Genomic DNA, 23,949 nt, shown 5'->3' with positions numbered 1-23,949 from the left:
CACTCCTTTTTTCCTTATTTCATAACTGCTCTTGCTATAACCACCTTGTGAATTTCAGAAGTACCTTCATAAATTTCAGTAATCTTAGCATCACGATACATTCTTTCAAGCGGATAGTCTTTCATATAACCATATCCACCGTGAATTTGGAGTGCCAAATTCGTTACAAAACGCGCATTTTCTGCTGCATTTAGTTTACACATAGCAGCTTCTGTTGTGTGAGGTTTATCCGCATCTTTTAGATATGCTGCATAGTAAACAAGTGCTTTAGCTGCTTCTGTTTTAGTAGCCATGTCAGCTATATACCACTGTATTCCTTGTAAAGCTCCTATAGGTTTTCCAAATTGTACACGTTCTTTTGTATATTTAACTGATAATTCCAAAGCTCCCTCTGCAACACCTACTCCTTGTGCACCTGTTCCTATACGAGCACCATCAAGAGCTTGCATTGCTATTTTAAATCCTTGTCCTTCTTTTCCTAGAAGGTTAGATGCTGGAACTCTACAATCTTCAAATATTAATTCAGCAGTTTCAGAACCACTAAGTCCCATTTTTGACTCTACTTTACCAATACTAAATCCTGGAGTACCTTTTTCAACTATTATTGCTGACATACCTTTTAGTCCTTTTTCTGGCTGAGTAAGTGCAAATATTAGTAATATATCTGCACGGCTACCTCCAGAAATAAAACATTTAGTACCATTTAAAACATACTCGTTTGTTTCAGGGTCAAGTATTGCTGTAGTCTTTGCAGCTCCTGCATCTGAACCTGCATTTGGTTCAGTAAGAGCAAAGGCTCCCAAAGATCCACCTTTAGTAAGTTTTGGTAAGAATTTTTGTTTTTGTTCTTCATTTCCGAATTTATAAATGGCATGAGGTGCAATTAAATGGATTGATAGTATGGCTGCAGAAGACATACATTTCTTTGCAAATTCAGAAACTGCTAACACCTCTTCCAAGGCACCGCCGCCTGATCCACCATACTCTTTAGGAACACCTATACCTGTAAATCCTATCGCCGCCATTTTCTTGAAATTATCAACTGGAAAAGTGTGCTCAGCATCAATTTCAGCTGCAACTGGATCTAACACTTCTTGTGCAAACTGTCCGGCTAATCTTTTTATCATTTCCTGTTCTCTAGTTAATGAAAAATCCATATGTTATTTCATCCTTTCTTTTATCTATTTTCTATATATACATTTTTAATTTTGTCTTACTTCAAATTACTATCTTAATTAAGTTATATCTTATATAGCAACTGTACTGTCAACAAAGTAAAAGCAACTAAATTCAATAGGTTTAAGGTATTTTTAAAAAACCCTCCACCTACTGTACCTCTTATATGGAAGTAAGTTTTACATATTTATATATTTCATTTGTGAAAGTAAGGTAATTTCATATTTTGTACCATAAAATACCATGATTTTTTGGTAGAGTTTTTTTGAAAAAAACACGTATTTTATGGGAATATTATTTATATAATTTTTCATTAAATATTAGATTCATCCCTTGTGAAACACAACTTTATTTCAACATAAAAAAGAGCCATATAAAGTAATTTACTTACTTCATATGGCTCTTTAGTTTACTTGAGTATTACATCACTATTTCTTTTTCTTTTCCATCTCTAAACATTATTTCGCCTTTGCCTATTGCTCCAACTGGACATACTAAACTACATAAATGACATCCAACACACTTATCTTTGTTTAATGTGATTTCTCTAGTTTCTTCATTGTATGTATATGCTTGATGTCCTCCATCAAAACAAGAAACGTAACATCTTCCACATCCTAAACATTTATCTTCATCTATTTCTGGATAAATTACAAATGTACGATCTATATCTTCAGCAGGTATTATGTTGTTATTTGCTATTCCTACTAAATCTTCTAATTTGTCTATTCCTCTTTCTTCCATAAAGTATGATAATCCACTTATCATATCTTCAACTATTCTATATCCATATTGCATTACAGCAGTTGTAACTTGTAAGTTACTTGCTCCTAATACTATGAATTCTAATGCATCTTTCCAAGTTTCTATTCCACCTATACCACTTATTGGAACATTTTTTAACTTATCATTTGTTCTCATTTGTTGTATAAATCTTAATGCTATAGGTTTAACAGCTTTTCCTGAATAACCAGATATAGAAGATTTACCATTAACTACTGGTAATCCTATCATTTTATCAACATCTATTCCAGTTATTGATTTTATAGTATTTATAGTAGATATACCTGCTGCTCCGCCTTCCATAGATGCTATTGCTGGTATGTTCATATCACCTATGTTTGGTGTCATTTTTGCAAGTATTGGTAATTTAGATCCTCTAGCTACTGCTTCACAGTATGTTTTAACTAATTCTGGGTTTTGACCAACATCTGATCCCATAGCATGACTAGTCATTTGAGGACATGAGAAGTTACATTCTATCATATCTGCTCCAGCTTCTGTAACTAATCTAGCTAATTCTTCCCATTCTTTCTCGTTTTCACCCATTATAGATGCAACGATAACTTTTGTAGGATAATTAGTTTTTAACATTCTTAAAGCTTCTAAACTTTCTTCTAATGGATGTTCAGAAATTTGTTCCATATTTTTAAATCCAACAAATTCAGTACTTTCTTTTCTTAGAGCATCAAATCTTGGAGAACAATCTGTTGGTATGAAGAAGCCAAGAGTTTTAAATACAACTCCACCCCATCCAGTTTCTAAAGCTTTAGCACACATTTCATAACAGTTATCTACAGGTGAAGAAGATAGAAAAAATGGATTTTCACACTTAACACCACAAAATTCAATCGATAAATCTTTCTTAAACATTATTTGCCCACCTTTCTTTATTTAGGGATATTAATTATATTTTTTATTAGCATTTTTCTGAACATGCGTTATTTACATATTCAATAACTTTATTAGCTACTTCTTTACCACTCTTTATTGCATAAACAACAGTTTTATCACTAGAAACCGCGTCTCCAGCTGCAAATATGCCTTTTGAAGCATCTACTAAGTCTTCTATATTTCTTTCACTTTCTTGACTTATTGCTAATATATACTGATCACATTTCATTGTAATTGTTGTATCATTACCTAAACTTTCAAAAGTGGCTTTTTCAACTTTTGAATTTCCTTCTATACTAACAGGTTTGAATTTTACAAATATGTTTACACCAGCTTCTTTTGTTTCAACTTTTTCATCTATGTATGCCGGCATTTCATTTTCAGTTCTTCTGTATAATATATTTACGTTTTCTGCTCCTCTTAATTTTGCAGTTCTAGCAACGTCCATAGCAACGTCTCCGCCACCAATTACTATAACGTTTTTACCTGCATATAGATTTTGTGGATCTTCTTTAACTCTTCTTAAATAGTCAACACCGATTTCCACATTTTCTAAATTTGTTCCATCTATATTTAATGTTTTACCTTTGTGAAGTCCACATGCCCATATAACAGCATCAAAACCTTTACTTAGTAAGTCATTTGGATTTTCTACTTTAGTGTTATTTTTGAATTCAACACCTAATTCTTTTACTTGATTTATTTCATGGTCAACTAATTCCTGTGATAATCTATCACTTGGTATTCCATAAGATAAGTAACCACCTAATTTTTCATCTCTTTCGTAAACAGTTACATTACATCCTTCTTTTACTAATTCTACTGCTGCTGCAAGACCAGCTGGTCCAGATCCAACTATAGCAACTTTCTTGTCCCCTTGTTTTCTTTCTCTTAACAGTGGAACGTTTAATGTTTTATCTAATTCCATTAAATATTCTTGAAGCATTTTTATTTTTATTGGTGTTTTTAGGCCAACTCTGCTACAAGCTCCTTCGCAGTATGCCTTTGATGGACATACCTTACTACAAACTCCACCTAAAACATTGTTAGCTTTTATTGTTTCAATAGCCCCTTTTGGATTTTCAAATCTTAATGATCTTATAAATTTTGCTGGATCTGTTCCAGCTGGACAAGCTTTAGAACATGGTGCATCATGACATAGTAGACATCTAGAAGCCTCTTCGCGTATTACTAATTCAAAATTCTTATCTGTTTTTTTATTTTGATCCATTTTCATTTTCCTTTCTAAACTATTTTTATTTTAAGCCACAATAAGGCTTTGTTACCTTCGTACATATACCTATACCTAACATATACCTATTAGCCTTATACTTAACCCTGATTGTAAATGCTTCTTTTTGTTGTACTCCTTTCTTTAAGAATAAGGACTAAACTGTAAACGTTTACATTACGTTTATACTTAATTTATAATTCCATTTTTTGTTAATGTCAACAAAAAAATGATTTTTTTGTTATTTTTTTGTTAAAGTTTTTTTGACCTAAATTAAAAAGGTGCCATATAATCGCTTATATAGCACCTTCTTAGTATATTAATTCTCATCATAAATTTGTAATTTATTTATCGGACAAATATGAACGCAAAGTCCACAGCCTATACATTTCAGTTTATCAATTTTTATTTTATTATTAATTACTTCTATTGCATTTTCCAGGCAATATTCAGTACATAAATTGCAATCTTCTTTGCAAACTTCATCATCACATTTACAGGTCATAGGTTGCAGTGATAATTCATCTAAAGGTTTAATTTGTTTTAAAGCCTTTCCACGTATTTCATCTATTGAACTAATTTTCTTATCTGTAAACCACTTTTCTAAGTCATTTAATATTTTTCCAATTATACCTTCACCATTTAACATAAGTGCTGTTCCAATTTGTATTGTTGATGCTCCTAACATCATATATTCTATTACATTTTCATAGTTTTCTATTCCTCCTACACCACATATAGAAATATGAACAGATTGAGCAATAGATGCTACACTAGCTAATCCAATTGGTCTAATAGGTGCTCCAGAATACCCACCATAAGTTGGTAGTAGTGGAACTCCTTTTTCAATATTTACACCTAAAATACATCTTATAGTATTTATGGCACTTATTGCACTTGCTCCAGCTTTTTTAGCTGCTTTTGATACTTCACTTATATTATTTACATGTTGAGATAATTTCACCATAACTGGTATTTTAACATTTTCAACTACATGTTTTACTATGTCATAAACAAAATTTCTATCAGAACAAGGAACTTCTACTTCTTCACCTAAAGGACTTGATAAAGATATCTCAATGGCATCTGCTCCATATTTTTCTAATTTTTTTGCTAAGTATGTAACCTCTGATGGTGAGTGACCTGAAATACTTGCAATAACAATTCCTCCATCACTTTTGGCTATCTTTAATTCTTCTTGCCATCTTTCCAATTGAAAACGACTATAAAATCTTATATTTTGTAATCCTTGACCATTATATGCTACTTGTTCACTTATCTTTGAAAATGGATCACTTACTATAGTTTCTGTAATTACAGCTCCTGCCCCAGCTCTTAAATTATTTCTTAACTTTTTGCCATCGCCATTCCAAGGGCCCGCTGAAATTATAACTGGATTTTTTAGTTTTAATCCCATGAAGCTCGTCTCTAACATAATTAAAATATCTCCCCTATCTTATTACCATATCCACATGATTTACGTATTTTAATCTTTGTTTCTAGCAGTATTTCTTGAGTAAAACTATCTTCAGATTCTTGGTTATTAATTATATCTATTAATAATCTAGCGCCCAAAACACCTTGTTTATGTAGAGGATTTATTACTGTTGTTAATTTTGATTCAATCATTCTAGAAAGCTGAATATTATCAAATCCTATCACAGCTATATCCTCTGGTACTTTTATATCGTTGTCTCTTAATGCCGCCATTGATGCAAAAGCAAAAATATCATCTGTAGCAAAAATTGCTCTTGGAGGATTTTTTAACTTAAGTAGCTTCTTAGTTAATAAGTATCCTTCATCTAGAGATATTTGAGAATGTAAGATATAATTATTTTCAATATTAATATTATTATTCTTCAAGGCTCTCTTAAAACCCTCTAGTCTTAGAGCATTTTCTCTTTTTTCTTTTGGACCATTTATTATAGCTATTTTGTCATATCCAATGTCAATCAAATGCTTTGTAGCTTTGTAACTCGCTTTTTCATAATCAATTTTTACTGTATCAATCTCTTTGCAAGCATTACTTTCCCCTATAGATACTATGGGAATTCCCTTTGATTTAATGGAAAGCAATTTTTTACGGCTTATTGAACTTGAAATAATTATTAGCCCATCGGTATTTCTTTTGATTAAGCTGTCTATACTATCCTCTTCTTTTTTAGCATCATAAGAACCATCACAAATAACAGTAATGTAACCACTTTCTGACATAATATCCTCGATACCTTTTATAATTTCCATGTAACTTGGATTTAATATATCAGGAACAATTATTCCAATTGTTTCTGCTTTACCTAAGTTCATACCTCTGGCAAACCAATTTGGTGTATAGTTGCATTCATCTATGATAGCCTGAACTTTTTCCCTCGTTGCTTGTGCCACTGTTTCTGGATGATTTTGTACCCTGGATACAGTTGCGACTGATACACCAGCTTTTTCTGCAATTTGACGTATATCCATAATTTACCTTCCCTAATTATTTTATAATGTTTGATTTATTTTTATTTTATCTAAGTTTTCTTATAACTGCAATGATTTCAGTTTTAGATTTTCGTTATATAATTAACGTATTCCATTTTGGAATAGTTGAAAATTTAATTTTTTAGTTGACTTTCTAACTTTTTGGACTTATAAAATTAGTATAGAAGATGTGTAAACGTTTACATCTTTTTCTTATATCAATTTAATTATATGGAGGGAAGTTTGTATGTTTAGATGTAGTACTGAAAGAATGGAAGATAAAATCAAAACATTTTCAAAATTTGGGGATGCAGGACATGGTGGAATAACAAGATACTCATTATCTCCTGAAGCTCTTCAAGCTAGAGACGAATTTGTTAAAAGAATGGAAGCAATTGGTGCAGTTATAGAAACAGATGATATGGCTAACATGTATGCTACTTTACCTGGTACAGATCCTAATGCAAAAAGAATTATAATGGGTTCTCACTGTGACTCTGTAAAAAATGGTGGTAACTATGATGGTATATTAGGAGTAATGGGAGCTATGGAAGTGTTAGAAACTGTTGCTACTGAAAAAATTCCTCACAAGCATCCACTTACTGCTATGATATGGACAAATGAAGAAGGTTCTTTATATCCACCAGCAATGATGAGTTCTGGTATAGTATGTCATGATGTACTTCCTAGTGAAATTGCTAAAAACTTTGAATATGATAATTTGATGAATTCTAAAAGCGTGTTAGATAAAACAACTACTTTTGGTTCTCAATTAGCTAGTTTTAAATATAAGGGAAAAAAAGAAAATCGTTTAAATGTTGATAAATATAAATGTATGTTTGAACTTCACATAGAACAAGGTCCTATCTTAGAAGATGCTGGCAATGATGTTGGTGTTGTTACTTGTGTTCTTGGAATGTTTAACTGTCGTATAAAATTCTATGGTCAATCAGATCATGCTGGTACAACTCCTATGCATAAACGTCAAGACGCTTTATATGCTGCATCTCAAGCTCTTTGTTACTTACACGATGAAATCGATAAATTAGAAAATAAAGAATTAGTTTATACAACTGGTGAAATAGTATGTCACCCATGTGTACATACAGTAATACCTGATTTCGTTGAATTCTCTATAGATGTTCGTCATGAAGATCAAGAATTATTAGCAAAAGTATATGAAATAGTTAAAAGCTTGGAAGGTAAAGAATGGGCTAAATGTAAATGTGAAGTTCAATTAGCTTGGAAGAGAGACACTGTTTACTTCGATAAAGAACTGGTAAACTTTGTAAAAAAATCTGCTGAAGAATTAAATATACCTCACCAATACATTAACTCAGGTGCTGGACATGATGCTCAGTTTGTAAATTACTTAATGCCAACAACTATGATATTCGTAGTTTCTAAAGACGGACATTCTCACTGCGAACAAGAATACTCTTCTCCAGAACAATGTGCTAACGGAGCTACTGTTTTATTAAACGCTGTATTAAAAGCTGATTTAGAAGACTAATAATTAAAGATTCATAATTTAAAATAATTTTAAAATTTGAGGAGGAAATTATGAGTAAATTTGATAAAGTAATAAAAAATGGTACGATAGTAACTGCTTCTGATACATATAAAGGTGACATAGGTATAAAAGATGGAATAATAGTTGAAATAGGACTAAACTTAGAATGTGATACTGTAATAGATGCTACTGGTAAGTTAATAATACCTGGTGGTATAGATGCTCATACTCACTTAGATATGCCTTTTGGTGGAACTTTTTCAAGTGACGACTTCGAATCTGGATCTAAAGCTGCGGCTATAGGTGGTACTACTTCTTTTATAGACTACTCTATACAACCTGCTGGCGGAACATTAGCTGATGCAGTTAAGATTTGGAAAGAAAAAGGCTCTAAATCATGTGTAGACTATGGTCTTCATGTAGCTATAACAAAAGCTGACGAAAATGCTTTAGCTGAAATACCTACAATGGTTAAAGAAGGTATAACTAGTTTTAAAGTATTTATGGTTTATGATGCTATGAGAGTAAATGATGCTGCATTTATGAATATATTAGAAAAATCAAAAGAGTATGGTGCTTTAGTTGGAGTTCACTGTGAAAACTATCATGTTATAAATCACAGAACTAAACAACTTTTAGAAGCTGGTAAAACTGAACCTAAATATCATGCTGTTTCTAGACCAGCAACATGTGAAGGTGAAGCTGCTAATAGAGCTATTACTCTTGCTAAATTAACAAATGCTCCTCTTTATATAGTTCACAATAGTTGTGAAGAATCAATTTCTAGAATAAAAGAAGCTCGTGAAGCTGGACTTCCAATAATGGGAGAAACTTGTCCTCAATACGTTATGTTATCTGAAGATAACTATGATGAGCCAGGATTCAATGGTGCTAAATATGTAATGTCACCTCCTCTACGTAATAAGAAAAACTGGGATTACATATGGCAACAATTAAAAGACGGCGTAATACAAACAGTTGCAACTGATCACTGCCCATTCTTTATGAAACAAAAAGAATTAGGAAAAGATGATTTTACTAAAATACCAAATGGCGGACCTGGTATAGAAACTAGAATGTCAATAATGCTTTCTGAAGGACCAAAACATGGTTTATCTTTAAATAAAGTTGTTGAAGTAACTTCTACAAACGTGGCTAAAATATTTGGTATGTACCCTAAAAAAGGTACAATAGCTGTAGGAAGCGATGCTGACTTAGTATTATATGATGCAAACAAAGAAGTTACTCTAACAAAAGATGTACTTCATGAAAATGTTGACTATACTGCTTTTGAAGGTGTAAAAGTTAGTGGATATCCTGTTATGACATTATCTAGAGGTGATGTTGTAGCTAAAGATGGTGAATATATAGGTGAAAACAACCGTGGTGAATTTATCAAACGTGAAAAATCTATAGTGTTATAGGTGAATGTTATGAAAAAAATGAGCTATTTATGTGCCCTTGGAATAGTGACTGCCGTCCTTTGTGGTATATGGGCCTGGTTCTCTGGTGCCCTAGGACTGTTTGGATGGGCTGGTTTCGCTGGATGTACTACATACTTTGCATGTGGTCATCATGGAGTTGAAGGATTGAAAAAAACTATTATACCAAACATGGCTGGTGTTCTTTGTGGTATGACAATTTTCTTCTTAACTGGTTTAGTTCCAGCACTTGGTGATACAGGTGTTTGGTGTGCCATAGTTACATTTGTAATGTGTATCATAGGTAAATCAAAATGGTTTGATTTTATTCCTGGTACCTTTATGGGGTGTTTTTCAACATTTGCTGCTAGTGGTAATTGGATGTTATTAGTTCCTTCTTTATTACTTGGTGCTCTACTTGGTATATCATGTGACAAAGGTGGCGACTTGTTCTATAAGGTTGTAACAAAAAACAACTATAATGATAGTGATGTAGAGGCTGAATAATAGTATTTACTTCATTATATATAAAAAGGGCCATATTGAGGTTTTACTCAATATGGTTTTTTTGTATACTTTGTTAATAATATAAAACATTGATTAGTAATAAAATACCTATTAATACATATACTAAGTTTAACTTTTATATAAATATTTACACTCAATAAAAAATAATTTATAAAAATGTTAGAGCTAATCTGGCTTTTTCAATCATCATACTATATAAAATAATTAACTATAGGAGGAATCTATGAACTTACTAAAGGATAGTCAAACTAAAATCAACTTAATGAGAGCCTTTGCTGGAGAAAGTCAAGCACGAAATAGATATACATTTGGTGCTTCTCAGGCAAAAAAAGAAAACCTAGCTTTAGTAGAAAAGAACTTTTTATATACTGCCGATCAAGAGAGGGCACATGCTAAAGTATTTTACAATCACCTTAAAGAACTTTCAGGAGGTACCATCCATATTGATGGTGGCTACCCTGTAGAAATATTTGATAATATACTTCAAACTTTAAAAGCAGCTCAACACGATGAATATGAAGAATGGCAAGAGGTATATAAAAGCTTTGCAAATACTGCTAAGGAAGAAGGTTTTATGGCTGTAGCAAATAGTTTTGAAAAAATATCAAATATAGAAAAAATACATGGAGATAGATTTGGAGATTTTGCATCAAAAATAGAAAATGGAACTTTATTTAAAAGCGATAAAGAAGAAAAATGGATTTGTTTAAACTGTGGTCATGTACATACTGGAACAGAAGCGCCAAAAGTTTGTCCAGTGTGTCAACATCCTCAAGGTTACTTTATCTTATATTCTAAATCTCCATTTGAAAATTAAAATAATTACAATATTTAAATAACAAAATGGTGTATCATATTTTGATACACCATTTAATCTTTTTACATTAATTAGTGAAGGAAAATTTTTAATTAAATTACATATTTTCCTTCACTAATTTTCTTCTTTAATATTCAAATTTTTTATCAAATTCATTTACAGCTTCTTCATTAACATTATAGCAATCATCAAAAACATAAAATCCACTTACATTTTTTAAGGAATCCTTTTTAAATATTTTCACCATAAAAAATGGTGCTTCATCATCCATAGGTATTCCTTCCATATAAACACCATATTTAGATGCTGATTCAAACCCAAACCTGCTATAGTAGTTCTTGTCTCCAGTAATAAACACAGCAGAGTATCCAAGCTTAGTAGCTTTTTCTAATGTGTCCAAAATCAACTTACCACCTATACCCTTCCCTTGAAACTCAGGCATAACACTTATGGGCCCCAATGTAATAAAAGTTTCATTGTCAATACCTTTAATGCGTCCCTTTGTATAAGCAATATGACCTACAATTTTATTATCATATACAGCAACTAACTCCAATTCTTCAATAGACTTTTTGTCTTTGTGCATATTATGTATTACTAAATGCTCACAACATCCAGGCCTGTAAATATTCCAAAATGCTTCTCTTGTCAAAATTTCTACCTCTTTATAGTCATTTGTGTTTATGTTTCTAAGTACTAAACTCATATAATCTCCTTATAAAATAATTATTTTAAATCTTAACTATGTTCTATTCACTTATTTAGCTAAATTAAATCTAAGTTTATTCTAGCATAAAACTTCTAAATATTTTTTCAACTATTATATAAGTAAAAAGTGAACTCATAAATAAATTTCTAGGAGTAATATTATCAAACTTAATAAATATAATTTAGATTTAACCCCATTGAATAGATACTGCAAATAATCTATTTAGTCGGAGTTTTATTTAAATACTCCCAATACTCAATTATATTTTTTGATGCTAAGATTAACTCTTTAGTATATTCATTGTCAGGGTTATTCTTTATGTCTATTGCTGTTTTACATTCAATAATTTTTCCTTCTTTCATCACTGCTATTCTGTCACAATTATTTATTACAGTACTTATATCATGGCTAATCATTACTGTGGATATTTTCTCATTTGTTTTAAGTTCTTCCAACAAATTTAATACTCCATTTTTTGCACATGCATCTATCATAGATGTTGGTTCATCTAGAACTAAAAAACTAGGTTTGGTGGAAATACCTCTTGCAATGGCAACCCTTTGACGTTCCCCACCACTAAGCTCCTTTGGATATTTATTCATATAAATAGAAGGATTCAAATGAACTTTTTCTAGTAAATTAGATACATATAAATCTAAATCCTCTATATTTTTATGTAGACTATGAATCTTTATAGGCTCACTTAGTATTTCTTTTATTGTTAAATATGGACATAGTGATGAATAAGGATCTTGCATTACAAAACCCATACTTTTATATAAATTTTGTCTTTCACTTCCTTTAAGCTTTAAAATATTTTTATTCTTATAGATGATCTGTCCAGAATCTGCTTTATGAAGATTAAATAATATTTTCATTAGTGTTGTTTTTCCACTACCACTATTACCTATTATACCTAAACTTTCATTTTCTTTGATTTTCATATTTATATTTTTTAGTACTTGCTTTTTTAATCTTTTTTTATTTTCCATTCTATAAAAAGATTTATTTATATCCTTAAATTCTAATATATTCATTTATCTTAAACACTCTTTTCAATAATAGTTTTTTCCATATTTATAATTTCGTCACAAAAAGCATTCACAAGTCTTTTATCATGGCTAACGAATATTATGGATAAATTTAAAGATTCTTTAATATTTTTTAGATAATATAATATCTCAGCCTCCACAAGTAAATCAAGTCCTGTTGTAGATTCATCTAATATTAATAGTTTTGGATTAGTACATAAAGCACATACTATTGCAATTCTTTGCTTCATTCCTCCACTAAGTTGATGAGGATATGAATTTAAAATATATTTTTCTAAATCAACCATTTTTAATAATTCTTCTACATTTTTATCAAAATATTCTTTACTCATATTTGAAAACTGATATAGTTCATCTATACTATCTTTTATTTTTAATACTGGGTTAAATGAGTTCATTGCAAGCTGTGGTACTATGGATATTTCATTCCATGTAGGTCTATAATTTAGTTTTTCACCTTCAAATTTAATATCTCCTTTAAAACTCCCACCCATCTCTTCTATCATTCCTAATATAGACCATATAATTGTACTTTTTCCGCTTCCAGATGGTCCTATAATTCCAAGGACTTTAGAATAATCTAGGTCAAAGTTAATATCCTCAACTATCAAAGTATTTCCATAGTGGATATGCAAATTTCTAACTTCTAATAAATTAATTATGCCACCTCCTTTTTAGGAGCCAATAAGTTCTCCACTGTATATCCAATTAAAACAAATGATATACTTAATACACAAATACAAAGACCCGCAGGAACTATCCACCATAACCAAGCACTTGTTAAAAATACGTTTCTGTTTTGGGCGTAATAAAGAATACTTCCCCAACTTTTTAATGTTGGATTTCCCAGACCTAAGAAACTAAGAGATGATTCTGTTATTATGGAACCTTTTACTAAAAACATAAATCTATATACAATTGTAGGGAAAATTTCCCTTATTATATATTTTCTTATTATATAATAATCACTTGCACCCATTGATTTAATATTTAATATATAATCCTTATTTTTTACTTTTATTACTTGAGATCTTAAAATCCTAACTGTTCCAGGCCAATATGTAAATCCTATTATCAGCGCTATAGATATGTAATTTCCTCTAAAGTATACTGATAGTAATATAACTAAAGGTAAGAATGGAATTACTAAGAAAAAATCTGTTATTCTCATTATAGTATCTTCAATTTTCTCTCCATAGTATCCTGACAATATTGATAATACTATAGCTATACCAATAGCTATTACAGAACTTATAAAACCTATTAACAAAGATATTCTACTTCCATATATAAGCTCACTTAATATGTCCTGTCCTATATCATTTGTTCCTAAAATATGTTCACCAGATGGTTTTAAAAAAGGTATAGCAACTCTATCATATGGGTTGTATGGAGATAATTTATTTGCAAATATTGCAACAAATAGAAATCCACCTAATATAACTAAACTTACAGCAAAAACTCTTTTTTCAAATTTATTTAATTTACTTAAGTATTGTCTCATATTCCATCTCCTACCCTTGGGTCTATATACTTGTATAACTTATCTGCTAGATAGTTTGAAAATATAACCATAGTTGATATAGTCAAGAAACAATACTGTATAAGTGGATAATCCCTAGCTATAATAGCATCAAACATAATCTTTCCCAGTCCTGGATAAGAAAAAACTGTTTCTACTGCTATTGACCCACTGAAAATGCTCCCTATATTCAACATAAAAATAGTGAATACAGGCAATATTGAATTTTTTATTATATATTTCTTTTCTATAACATGATTTGGAATTGACTTTACCTTTGCCATGAATATATAGTCTTCTTGTAAAACTTCAAGGACGGACACCCTCATCTGTATGTAAAAAGTTGTTATTGATGTAATTACCATGGCTGTTAAAGGTAGAACAAAATGTGATACTATGTCAAATAGTCTTGTTATAATATTAAAATCTCCATGTATACTATAAGCTCCGTAGGTAGGAAAGATATTTAGCTTTACACTGAATATAACTAATAAAATCATACTTACCCAAAATATAGGAAAACAGCTTAAAGATGAAACTGCCATATTCATCTTTAAGCTTTCCTCTCTTTTCTTCATAGCCGACTTATATCCAAAATAAGACCCTAAAAGTGTGCTTATTATAATATTTAAACTAGATAAAAGTAGAGTCCATAAAGTTGCTGATTTGACTATATCAAATATGGGCAACTTTTTTGAAAAAGACATACCAAAATCTAAAGTAAATATATTTTTTAAATAATAGAAAAATTGTATATAAAGTGGTTCGTTTAATTTGTACTCACTTAATATTGCATTTTTCTGAGATGTTGTTAAGTTTGCTATGTCTTCACCAACTATATAAGATATAGGATTTCCCGGTAATAATTTAGGTAATAAGAAATTCATTAGTATGACTAAAAATATTAAGATTAAATAATTTATAAACTTCTTATTTTTTTTCATATATTACACTCTTTTCTTTCTTGAAAAATATATTGCTCCACCTGCTATTGCTATTATTACTACACCAGCACCTATATAAGTAGTTTTGTTGCTATCACTTGTAGCACTAACTTTATTCTCTTTATTTAGGAATGAGAATCTATTTATAACTCCCACACCATTTTGCATTACCCAGTTTTCTCCCAAACTTTTGTTGTAAACGCTTATTATATCTTGGTTCATTAAATTTACAAACGGAAGGTCTTTAGCTATTATAGATTGTAATTCTTTAATAAGTTTTAATCTTTTATCTGCATCTAAAGTAGTTGATAATTCTTTTGCTTTTTTATCAAACTTTTCACTTTTATATCCACCAATATTTAAAGTTCCTATTGCTGTATCTGAATCTCCAAGACCAACTATTTTAGTTGGGCTTAATTGAGTTCCAGCAGACCATCCCCACATAGCCATATCAAAATCTCTACCTTTGGCTACATCAAATTCTGGCCACACTAATTCATCTACAGTTGTAGCATCTAATGAAGATATTTTTATTTCTATCCCAACTTTACTTAAATAATCTTTTATCATTTCAGCAATTCTTATTCTTGAAGCGCTTGATGAATAAACTAAAAGCTCAAAACATAACTTTTTACCATCTTTATTTTGTCTCACATTATTTTTTATAACATCAAATCCAGCTTCATCTAATGCTTTTTTAGCATCTTCAACGCTGTATTTTATTTCTAAATCTTTGTTTGCATAATCTAAAGTTTTTGAGTAGAATCCTGGATTACCTTTTTCAGCATATCCAAGGGTTACAGTTTTAATTATTTCATCTATATTTATAGCTTTTGCTATGGCATTTCTTATATTAGCATCATTTAATATTTTTCTTTCTGTATTAAACTGAAGCATAGTTGTACCATAACCTGTACTATTTAAAATTCCTATATTATCATTACTTTTAAATGTATCAAGTAATTCAGGTGTTAAATTCATCGTACTTGTAGCTATTTCACCTTTTTTAATAGCATTAAACATTGCAGTTGAATCTTTTATTATAGGTATATACAATTCTTCCACAATAGGATTACCTTTAAAATAATCTTTGTTTGCTTTTAACTTATAGTACTCTCCAACCTTGTACTCTTCAAGTTTAAATATTCCACTACCTATAGTTTCTTTCGTTTCTTCAGCTTTTTTATAATCTTTATATATGTGCTGTGGAATTATAAAGAATGCTGATAAAGAATCACCTATAAAATCAGGATTACCTTCTTTTAATTTTATAACAAAATTTAAATCATCTTTTACTTCTACTGATTCTATTTCATTAGCTATTTTAGTAAAAGTAGATTGATTTTGAGTTTCTGCATATTCAAAAGAAAACTTTACATCTTCTGCTGTTAATTTTTTATCATCATGCCACTTCATATTTTCTTTTAATTTCATTTCATAAGTTTTATAGTCGTCGCTAACTTTGTAATCATCTTCTATCATCCAAGGTATCACTTTGTTGTCTTTATCTAATATAAATAATTTATCATATACTAAGTTTACAAGATCTAACCCTGGTGCTCCTGTAACATAAGTATATGGAGTTATATTATTTTCATCTGCACTTACTCCTACTATTAATTTACTATCACTGCTTTCTGTTGCAAAAACAGATGTTAACGTTATACAAAATACCGTGACTGTAATTAATATTGTTCTTAATAATTTCTTCATTTTACTCCCCCATTTTTTAAATTAAATTGTCCAAATAAAATTTTCCTTCTTTTTTATAGCACTCTGCAAAAGCAACTTGTCCATGATGAGCAGATCCATTTGATAAATATAGCGCATAGTCAAAACACTTTTGAGCAGCCTTACCTTTTTCAAGATAAGAGTCAAGTTCATTCCAGTTGGGAACTATTTTTAACATAGTTTTATTTCCATAATAAGTTTCAAAATGCTTCCCACTAAACTCCAGCTGAGATTCCAGACATTGCATTGCTGCGTTTTTTTCATCCCATACTGAACTTATATCTACAACTGTATCAGTATCATGGGCAAACATATAATAAATATTTGGTATCTTATGTAATCCATATTCCTTTATACTCCACTCATCAAAATTTCTATTACAAAGTGATATAGCTTCTAAAATCAAAGTCATTGCAGGTCTTCTATCTGGGTCAAAATCACTTATACATCCATGTGGGTCTTGAGTTATTATAATATCTGGTTTAAATTTTCTAATCTCTCTTACTAGTTTTTTCTTAGATTCTAAATCAACGTTCATATTTCCACTTTCAAAATCTGTGTAAGACATTTCTATGTTTAGTATTTCACTACTCTTTTTAAGATTTTCTTTCATTCTCTCACCTGCTAACATTATTGATGCTATTGATTTTCCTCCATCTTTAGCATTTTTAGCAAGTACACCACCACACTCAACTGACTCCATACCATAAACACCTAAAAGCATAATTGTTTTACCCATATAAGCCTCCCCTTTTTGCATAAAAAAGCCATGAAAATCATGCTGTATTTCAAATACAACAAATAACCTTCATGGCTTCTATTTTATAACTTTAATTTTTATAGTTTAATAGTATCATGCTCTCAATTAATTGGCAATATTTTACATTATTTTTAAATGAAAATGTATTTTTTACTTTTTTATCTAAAATTATATCCTTTATTTCCACATAAAACTTCTAAATATTTTTTTCAACTTTATTTTAATTTGCCACCTATTATTTAATTAATATTTTTTCTAGTTTCAAACCACTGATCATAGTATTTTTTAATAAAATGATTTTTAGACGGATAATAAATAATGCAACCTTTATCTCTATCTCCATTATTTATTTTAAAATACTCATTACAAATCTTTATACCACCATTAAGTGATGCTTGAGAAGAGCCTTTTCTAACATACAGTTTCTTATTTGTTAGGTTTGCTATCATTTGACTTACAAATTCAGATTGTAATCCACCTCCACAGCCTAAAATATAATCATTGCTATTTACAATTAGATTATTTAAATTACAATATTGAAGATATGTTGAACAAGTTATATCTGCTGCTACTGACCACATCAAATCATATTTATCTATATTTCCATCAAACGGAGGTCTCATAATAAATCCACCTGTTTTTATGGATTTAGCTTCATCAAAAAATAAGGTTGATAAAATAGAAATACATTTATAGTTATCCTTATTAAATAATTCTTTGTCAATTTCTTCATAAGATACATCTTTGCATAACAGGTTTTTAAGTCGTTGATAGTTTAAACCTGTAACTCCAGGGTTTGTTTCTATTTGATAATTTTCACCCTTTAAGTTACTATCAGTCCAACATCTTTCTTCTTTATCATAAATTCTATCATTTGAAATTGCTACGACAGGAGAAGTTGTTCCTGATACGATAGCTACTTCTCCTTCTTTTATCTCAATTCCTTTTACTGCTACTTGTGTATCTGCTCCTCCTACAATAAACACGCAATCTTCATCAATTCTTAATACTTGACACAATTTAGGACTTATATTTCTTATTATTTCCCCAGCTGATTTTATATCGGGTAATATATTTTTGTCAACACCAAAATAGTCACATAATACTGATGACCAATCAAGTTTATCTATATCAAATAATTGTGTTTCACATGCTTGAGAAGGTTCAATACATATTTTTCCCGTAAATATTTCTCCGATCCATTCACTTAAACTTGTAAATTTAAATATTTCATTGTATATATCTATATGTTTTTTCTTTAAACCTAATAATTTTGCTGCTGGAAAATCACATGTAAGCCATCTTCCACTTTTTTTATAAACATCAACTGAATTTCCCACATCACTTACCCATGCTTCACCTCTGTTGTCTATATTTGGTAGTCCATAAAAAGCTTCGCCAAGCTTATTGTATAATACAATGCTTTGGCGTGCTCCAACAGAAGTTATGGCAGATATTTTTATTTCAGGAAATTCACTAATAATCTCTTTTATATAATTTAAAATTTGTTTAGACCAATCTGTTGGTATAAAATACTGGGCATCTTCATATTCATAATCTCTATAGTAATTATTTTCAAATGATTTAATACAAAGAATTTCTCCATTAGAAGATACCAATCCAACTCTTGTATTACCTGTCCCCAAATCAACTATTAAATAATTTTTATCCATAGTTAGGCTCCTTATAACAGAATCTGTTTATTAAACACTATTTTATCTAAGTCTTCATTATTAAGCCATTTCTTTAATCTTTCAGTTATTATATCAGATTGATGATTTGTTACTTCATATGTTGCACCACAAATATGAGGTGTAAGTAAAACATTATCTAATTCAACTATTTTTAAATCTTCTTTTGTAGGTGGCTCAGTTTCTAGTACATCTAATATAGCCCCTTTTATTTTTTTATCACTAAGTACATTGTAAAGATCTTTATTATTTACAACTGCTGTTCTAGCTGTATTTACAAATATAGCTTCTGGTTTCATAAGTGATAACAAAGACATATTAATCATATTTTTTGTACTTTCTAATACAGGTAAGTGAATAGAAACTATATCACATTTTTTAAATATACTTTCTAAGTCTTCTTTAATGTAGTTTTCTTTGTGATTTTCTACAAAAGGATCGTAGAATGAAATTTTCATTCCAAATGATTCTAGCATTTTAGCTGCTGATTGACCTACAGCTCCAAATCCAACAAATCCAATTGATTTGCCTTGTAACTCATTTCCCATCCAAGTATAATAAGGAGTTGTTCCCTCCACCCAATTTCCATCTTTTATCCATTGCATAGATTTTGGAATGTTTCTCATATATGTAATCAAAAGACCTACTAACATTTCTGCAACAGCTTGTGCATTTCTAGCAGGTGTGCAAAGTATAGGTATATTAGCTTTATTACATGCCTCTACATCGATATTTGCAGGATTAGCTCTACAGTCACCTATTACTTTTAACTTTGTATAATTTGTTACTACTTTTTCTGTTATTCTATCTAACTCTGTAATTAATGCATCTGGTTCATATTTATTTAATGCTTCTAGCATTTCATCTTCATAATATCTTTCACCTGAGTCAGTCCAAGGTTCATATATTACTTCTTCAAACATTTCTTCTAGTTCTTTTCTTCTTTCTTCTATTATTGGCGCTCTTACTAATAATTTCATATATTTCCCCCTTATTAAAATCTTAATAAAATTCTTTCATTTCACTATCAAAATATCTATTTAAATCATATGGTGAATATATTCCCTTATCAGTGACAATACCACTAATTAAGCTAGGTGGTGTTATATCAAATGAAGGATAAATACCCTTAACTTCTTCTAAAGTATTTTTGATACCTCTATAACTTAATACTTGCTGTGGATCTCTTTCTTCTATTATAATATCTGTACCTTTTTCTTTATCAATATCTGGTATTCCCGTAACAAAATAAGGTATAGAAAAATATTTTGCTAATAAGGCAATTTGATAAGTTCCTATTTTATTTGCAATGTGTCCATCTTTAGCTATTGTATCTGCTGCTGATGTGAATAAGTCTATATTTTTATGTTCCATTGCATAAGCTATCATATTATCAGTTATTACAGTTGTATCAAATCCCATTTGAGAACAACAACTAGATGTAAGCCTAGCACCTTGCAAATAAGGTCTTGTTTCTGCACAGTATACTTTTATATCATTATTTCTTTTTTTAGCTGCACGTAACATCATTCCTATAATTGTTTCTCCAAAACATTGAGTAAGAATTGTTCCATTCTTAGGAAACATATCTGCTAAATATTCTCCTACTATTTCCATAGTAGAATATCTTCTATTTAATGAGTCTATCGTTCTGTTAAATACAGCATCTACAGGGTCTTGTCCGCTGTCTATAGCTTTTTCCCATTCTTTAAAACATCTCTCTGTTATAAGTCCCATACGATTTGCCGTAGTTGGTCTTGCATGAGAAATAGTATAAGATGCTTTTTCCATATACTCCAATTGATCTTTTTCTTTTTTGTTCTTAGCTTCATATGCAGCTAGAGCCATTCCCATTCCTGCTGCTGTATATGGTCCTGCACTTTGAGTAACCATATCTTGAATAGCTTTTGCCACTTCTTCGTGTGTTGTACACTCAACAAATTTTACTTCTGTTGGATAAATACGTCTATCTAATATTCTTACTTTTCCATCTTCATACCATGCCACATTTTCATACTGAAGCATGAAAGCTAAATCTTGATCCATTCTTTTCATAATATAAACCTCATTTTAAGTAACAGAGTAGTAACTATAATTACTACTCTGTAAATTTTTTATATTTTAATTAAGATAATACTAATTCAAACTCTCTTACTACATCTTTTCCTTCTAAAAATTTATCTCTATTATTAACTAGACTAATGCCCATTTTTATTAAGCTTCTCTCCATCGGCAATCTTTTATTTATATCTTCAACAGATGTCACTTCTATTACCTTCGAGTCACCAACTACTCTACGTATTATTTCAGTTCCAGCATATCCAAAAGAATCTGATATCACTTTCTTTATGTAATCTTCTTTAAAATGCTTATTATACAAATTGAAAGTGACTAAATCGTCATATTTTTCTGAAAATTTATCCATGAATAAATTTATCGTCTCTTCTATAGTAGTTGAAATCCAGTTAAGGAAATCTTCATTATTCCTATCTGTATAATATTTGTTAGCCCAAGCAAAGAATAGATTACCTATTACATTTCCAACATCGTATCCCATAGGACCATAAAAAGCAAATTCTGGGTCAATCACTTTTAATCCATCTTCATTTATAAATATTGAGCCTGAGTGCAGATCTCCGTGTATTAAGGCTTGAGATTGATTCATAAATTTGTCACGAAGAATTGCCACTTCTTTCTTTAGTTTATCGTCATTATACAAATACTCTTCTACAAATGTTTTGTTTTCATCTAATATTATATTTCTACCCTTATAATCATAATACGGTTCAGTAAAAACTAAATCCTCACTTATATCACATAGTTCAATATTCGTAAACAATTTCACATATTCTTTTTTTGTTGCTCTATCAATAACTAAATCCGTAGTAGGCAATAAAGTATTTACTAAAAATGTTGAGATACTATCCGCCAAGCAGCCAAACGTTTTCCCTTGCATTAATTCAGTTCTAAGATTTTTATACTCTGATATATCTTCCATTGAAAGTGCACACATATTCTCATCATAATAAAATACCTCAGGCACAAATTCTTTTGCAAGTTTGCCTTCAATCATAAGGATTTCTGCTTCTATCTTATTTCTATATACATCTAATGGCCTGCCTGATGACCTTAAAAATTTATCTGCTTGCTTAATAATAATAGATTTTCCAGTTGATTCTTCCCATACTTTGAACACATAGTTAATATTTCCATCCCCGATTTCTATACACTCTAGTATCGACTCTTCTTGAAAATATTCTAACTTATCCTTTGCATACTCTTTTGCCGTATTAGTATTCATTAAAAAATGATCTAAATACTTTTCCATGTTACGCCCCCCAATATATAAAATAGATAATTCACATTATAATTTTTATTCTTCAAGTTGATTAACTACTAATTTTGGTTTTGTTTTAGATGCCATTTGAGGCCAACCTATTAATATAAATACGATTCCAAATACTAGCATTAACATAGAATACCAGCAATAAGGTAAAATTGTAGCTGGAGATATACCTGCCAATGCACCTGCAGTTAGTAATTGTCCTCCATATGGTAATAAACCTTGGCAACCAGATGAGAATAAGTCAAGAATACTTGCTGTTCTAGCTCTTGAAATATTATATTCATCAGCTATATCTCTAGCTATTGGACCTGCTGCTATAATTGATATAGTATTATTAGTTGTTGATATATCTATTAAACTTACTAATGCTGCTATTGATAACTCTGCACTACGAGCAGTTTTTGTTTTTCTAGTTAACTTATAAAGTAACCACTCTATCCCGCCAAGATAATTCATAAGTGCAACTAAACCACCTACTAACACAGCTATTAAAGCCATATCTTCCATCCAAGTCATACCTTCATGAATTACAGTTAAAGATCCTATTATAGTAAAATCACCATGCATAACTCCTATTATTACTCCTACAAGCACTCCTGTACTCATTACTGTTATAACATTTACTCCTAGTAATGATAACACTATAACTATTGCATAAGGTATCATATTTACAAAACTATATTCTCCACCTGCTCCAGCTGATGCACTACCCATTGGTTGTAAAGATAATAATACTAAAGTAATAATAACTGCTGGTAAAACCATCAATATATTTGCTTTAAATTTATCTCTCATTGGTATGTCTTGAGTACGTGTAGCTGCTATTGTAGTATCAGAAATAAATGATAAGTTATCACCAAATAATGCTCCACCTACAACAACACCACATACTAAAGCCATATTAAATCCTGTTGCTTGAGAAAGAGATACGGCAATTGGCATTAAAGCTGATACAGTTCCCATTGAAGTTCCCATAGAGAAACTTAAAATACATCCTATTACGAACAAGCCTGGCAGTACCATGTTAGAAGGTAATATACTTAAGCCAAAATTAGTAACAGAATCACTAGCATGCATAGCACCAGCAATTCCATAAAATGCTCCTGCTAATAAGAATATAACTACCATAAGTACTAATGTACTATCCCCTGCTCCTTTACAAAACAGAGTAACCTTTTCTTCAAAAGATAACTTCTCTTCTCCTTTTTTATTCAAGGCTAAAGCAACACCAACTGCAATTGTTATACCTATCATTAAAGGCATATTATCAAAACTTCCTGTTCCTATACCAACGGCAAAATACAAAACTAAAAATACGCACAGTGGCACCAATCCTAAAAAACTACCCTTTGACTTCTTATTATTTTCCAT

21 protein-coding genes are annotated in these 23,949 nt (G+C 30.3%); 4 read left to right on the top strand and 17 right to left on the bottom strand.

The window, feature by feature from the left end; all coding sequences use genetic code 11:
- Positions 1 to 14: 14 nt before the first annotated feature.
- From acrC to TEGL_RS07175, 5 genes are all read right to left on the bottom strand, one after another.
- Complete coding sequence (gene acrC / locus TEGL_RS07195; protein ID WP_018589532.1) at positions 15 to 1,157, bottom strand: acryloyl-CoA reductase; 1,143 nt, start codon at positions 1,155 to 1,157, stop codon at positions 15 to 17.
- Positions 1,158 to 1,596: 439 nt separating this feature from the next.
- Complete coding sequence (gene preA, locus TEGL_RS07190; RefSeq protein WP_018589531.1) at positions 1,597 to 2,829, bottom strand: NAD-dependent dihydropyrimidine dehydrogenase subunit PreA; 1,233 nt, start codon at positions 2,827 to 2,829, stop codon at positions 1,597 to 1,599.
- Between the two features lie 46 nt (positions 2,830 to 2,875).
- Positions 2,876 to 4,081: an FAD-dependent oxidoreductase gene (locus TEGL_RS07185; protein WP_018589530.1), complete on the bottom strand. Its 1,206-nt coding sequence runs from the start codon at positions 4,079 to 4,081 to the stop codon at positions 2,876 to 2,878.
- 319 nt (positions 4,082 to 4,400) lie between these two features.
- Positions 4,401 to 5,516: a 4Fe-4S binding protein gene (locus tag TEGL_RS07180; RefSeq protein WP_027626943.1), complete on the bottom strand. Its 1,116-nt coding sequence runs from the start codon at positions 5,514 to 5,516 to the stop codon at positions 4,401 to 4,403.
- Between the two features lie 2 nt (positions 5,517 to 5,518).
- On the bottom strand, positions 5,519 to 6,544 hold the full coding sequence (locus TEGL_RS07175; protein ID WP_018589528.1) for a LacI family DNA-binding transcriptional regulator: 1,026 nt from the start codon (positions 6,542 to 6,544) through the stop codon (positions 5,519 to 5,521).
- Positions 6,545 to 6,791: 247 nt separating this feature from the next.
- On the opposite strand from TEGL_RS07175, the gene TEGL_RS07170 reads away from it, so the two are divergent.
- The 4 genes from TEGL_RS07170 to rbr all read left to right on the top strand — a co-directional run bounded on the left by TEGL_RS07170 (position 6,792) and on the right by rbr (position 10,823).
- Positions 6,792 to 8,057 carry a Zn-dependent hydrolase gene (locus TEGL_RS07170; RefSeq protein WP_018589527.1) on the top strand — a complete coding sequence of 422 codons (1,266 nt, stop codon included), beginning with the start codon at positions 6,792 to 6,794 and terminating at the stop codon, positions 8,055 to 8,057.
- A 50-nt stretch (positions 8,058 to 8,107) separates the two neighbouring features.
- Entirely contained in the window at positions 8,108 to 9,481 is a 1,374-nt protein-coding gene (gene hydA, locus TEGL_RS07165; protein ID WP_018589526.1) for a dihydropyrimidinase, read from the top strand.
- A 9-nt stretch (positions 9,482 to 9,490) separates the two neighbouring features.
- Positions 9,491 to 9,985 carry a DUF1097 domain-containing protein gene (locus TEGL_RS07160; protein WP_018589525.1) on the top strand — a complete coding sequence of 165 codons (495 nt, stop codon included), beginning with the start codon at positions 9,491 to 9,493 and terminating at the stop codon, positions 9,983 to 9,985.
- A gap of 244 nt (positions 9,986 to 10,229) precedes the next feature.
- A complete protein-coding gene (rbr, locus tag TEGL_RS07155) occupies positions 10,230 to 10,823 on the top strand; it encodes a rubrerythrin (RefSeq protein ID WP_018589524.1) in 594 nt (197 codons plus the stop codon).
- A gap of 127 nt (positions 10,824 to 10,950) precedes the next feature.
- On the opposite strand, the gene TEGL_RS07150 is transcribed toward rbr, so the two are convergent.
- The 12 genes from TEGL_RS07150 to TEGL_RS07095 all read right to left on the bottom strand — a co-directional run bounded on the left by TEGL_RS07150 (position 10,951) and on the right by TEGL_RS07095 (position 23,949).
- The gene (locus TEGL_RS07150; RefSeq protein ID WP_018589523.1) at positions 10,951 to 11,529 is read right to left on the bottom strand and encodes a GNAT family N-acetyltransferase; all 579 of its coding nucleotides are present in this window, start codon (positions 11,527 to 11,529) and stop codon (positions 10,951 to 10,953) included.
- Positions 11,530 to 11,750: 221 nt separating this feature from the next.
- Complete coding sequence (locus TEGL_RS07145) at positions 11,751 to 12,569, bottom strand: ABC transporter ATP-binding protein (RefSeq protein WP_018589522.1); 819 nt, start codon at positions 12,567 to 12,569, stop codon at positions 11,751 to 11,753.
- Positions 12,570 to 12,574: 5 nt separating this feature from the next.
- Positions 12,575 to 13,195: a dipeptide/oligopeptide/nickel ABC transporter ATP-binding protein gene (locus TEGL_RS07140; RefSeq protein ID WP_338460419.1), complete on the bottom strand. Its 621-nt coding sequence runs from the start codon at positions 13,193 to 13,195 to the stop codon at positions 12,575 to 12,577.
- A 47-nt stretch (positions 13,196 to 13,242) separates the two neighbouring features.
- Positions 13,243 to 14,088: an ABC transporter permease gene (locus TEGL_RS07135; RefSeq protein WP_018589520.1), complete on the bottom strand. Its 846-nt coding sequence runs from the start codon at positions 14,086 to 14,088 to the stop codon at positions 13,243 to 13,245.
- Positions 14,085 to 15,050: an ABC transporter permease gene (locus TEGL_RS07130; protein WP_018589519.1), complete on the bottom strand. Its 966-nt coding sequence runs from the start codon at positions 15,048 to 15,050 to the stop codon at positions 14,085 to 14,087. Before TEGL_RS07130 ends, TEGL_RS07135 begins: the two co-directional genes overlap by 4 nt.
- A gap of 3 nt (positions 15,051 to 15,053) precedes the next feature.
- The gene (locus TEGL_RS07125) at positions 15,054 to 16,763 is read right to left on the bottom strand and encodes an ABC transporter substrate-binding protein (protein ID WP_018589518.1); all 1,710 of its coding nucleotides are present in this window, start codon (positions 16,761 to 16,763) and stop codon (positions 15,054 to 15,056) included.
- Between the two features lie 16 nt (positions 16,764 to 16,779).
- Entirely contained in the window at positions 16,780 to 17,520 is a 741-nt protein-coding gene (locus tag TEGL_RS07120; RefSeq protein WP_018589517.1) for a PIG-L deacetylase family protein, read from the bottom strand.
- Between the two features lie 260 nt (positions 17,521 to 17,780).
- Positions 17,781 to 19,214, bottom strand: coding sequence for an FGGY-family carbohydrate kinase (locus TEGL_RS07115; protein WP_018589516.1), 1,434 nt, complete (start codon positions 19,212 to 19,214; stop codon positions 17,781 to 17,783).
- 11 nt (positions 19,215 to 19,225) lie between these two features.
- On the bottom strand, positions 19,226 to 20,212 hold the full coding sequence (locus tag TEGL_RS07110; protein ID WP_018589515.1) for a 2-hydroxyacid dehydrogenase: 987 nt from the start codon (positions 20,210 to 20,212) through the stop codon (positions 19,226 to 19,228).
- A 22-nt stretch (positions 20,213 to 20,234) separates the two neighbouring features.
- Complete coding sequence (locus TEGL_RS07105; protein WP_018589514.1) at positions 20,235 to 21,287, bottom strand: S-methyl-5-thioribose-1-phosphate isomerase; 1,053 nt, start codon at positions 21,285 to 21,287, stop codon at positions 20,235 to 20,237.
- A 70-nt stretch (positions 21,288 to 21,357) separates the two neighbouring features.
- Entirely contained in the window at positions 21,358 to 22,560 is a 1,203-nt protein-coding gene (mtnK, locus tag TEGL_RS07100; RefSeq protein ID WP_018589513.1) for an S-methyl-5-thioribose kinase, read from the bottom strand.
- 45 nt (positions 22,561 to 22,605) lie between these two features.
- Positions 22,606 to 23,949, bottom strand: a complete 1,344-nt coding sequence (locus tag TEGL_RS07095) for a Na+/H+ antiporter NhaC family protein (protein WP_018589512.1) — start codon at positions 23,947 to 23,949, stop codon at positions 22,606 to 22,608.

Origin of the sequence: Terrisporobacter glycolicus ATCC 14880 = DSM 1288, assembly GCF_036812735.1 — a bacterium.
GTDB classification, from domain to species: domain Bacteria; phylum Bacillota; class Clostridia; order Peptostreptococcales; family Peptostreptococcaceae; genus Terrisporobacter; species Terrisporobacter glycolicus.
This window is presented reverse-complemented; position numbering and strand designations above follow the sequence as displayed.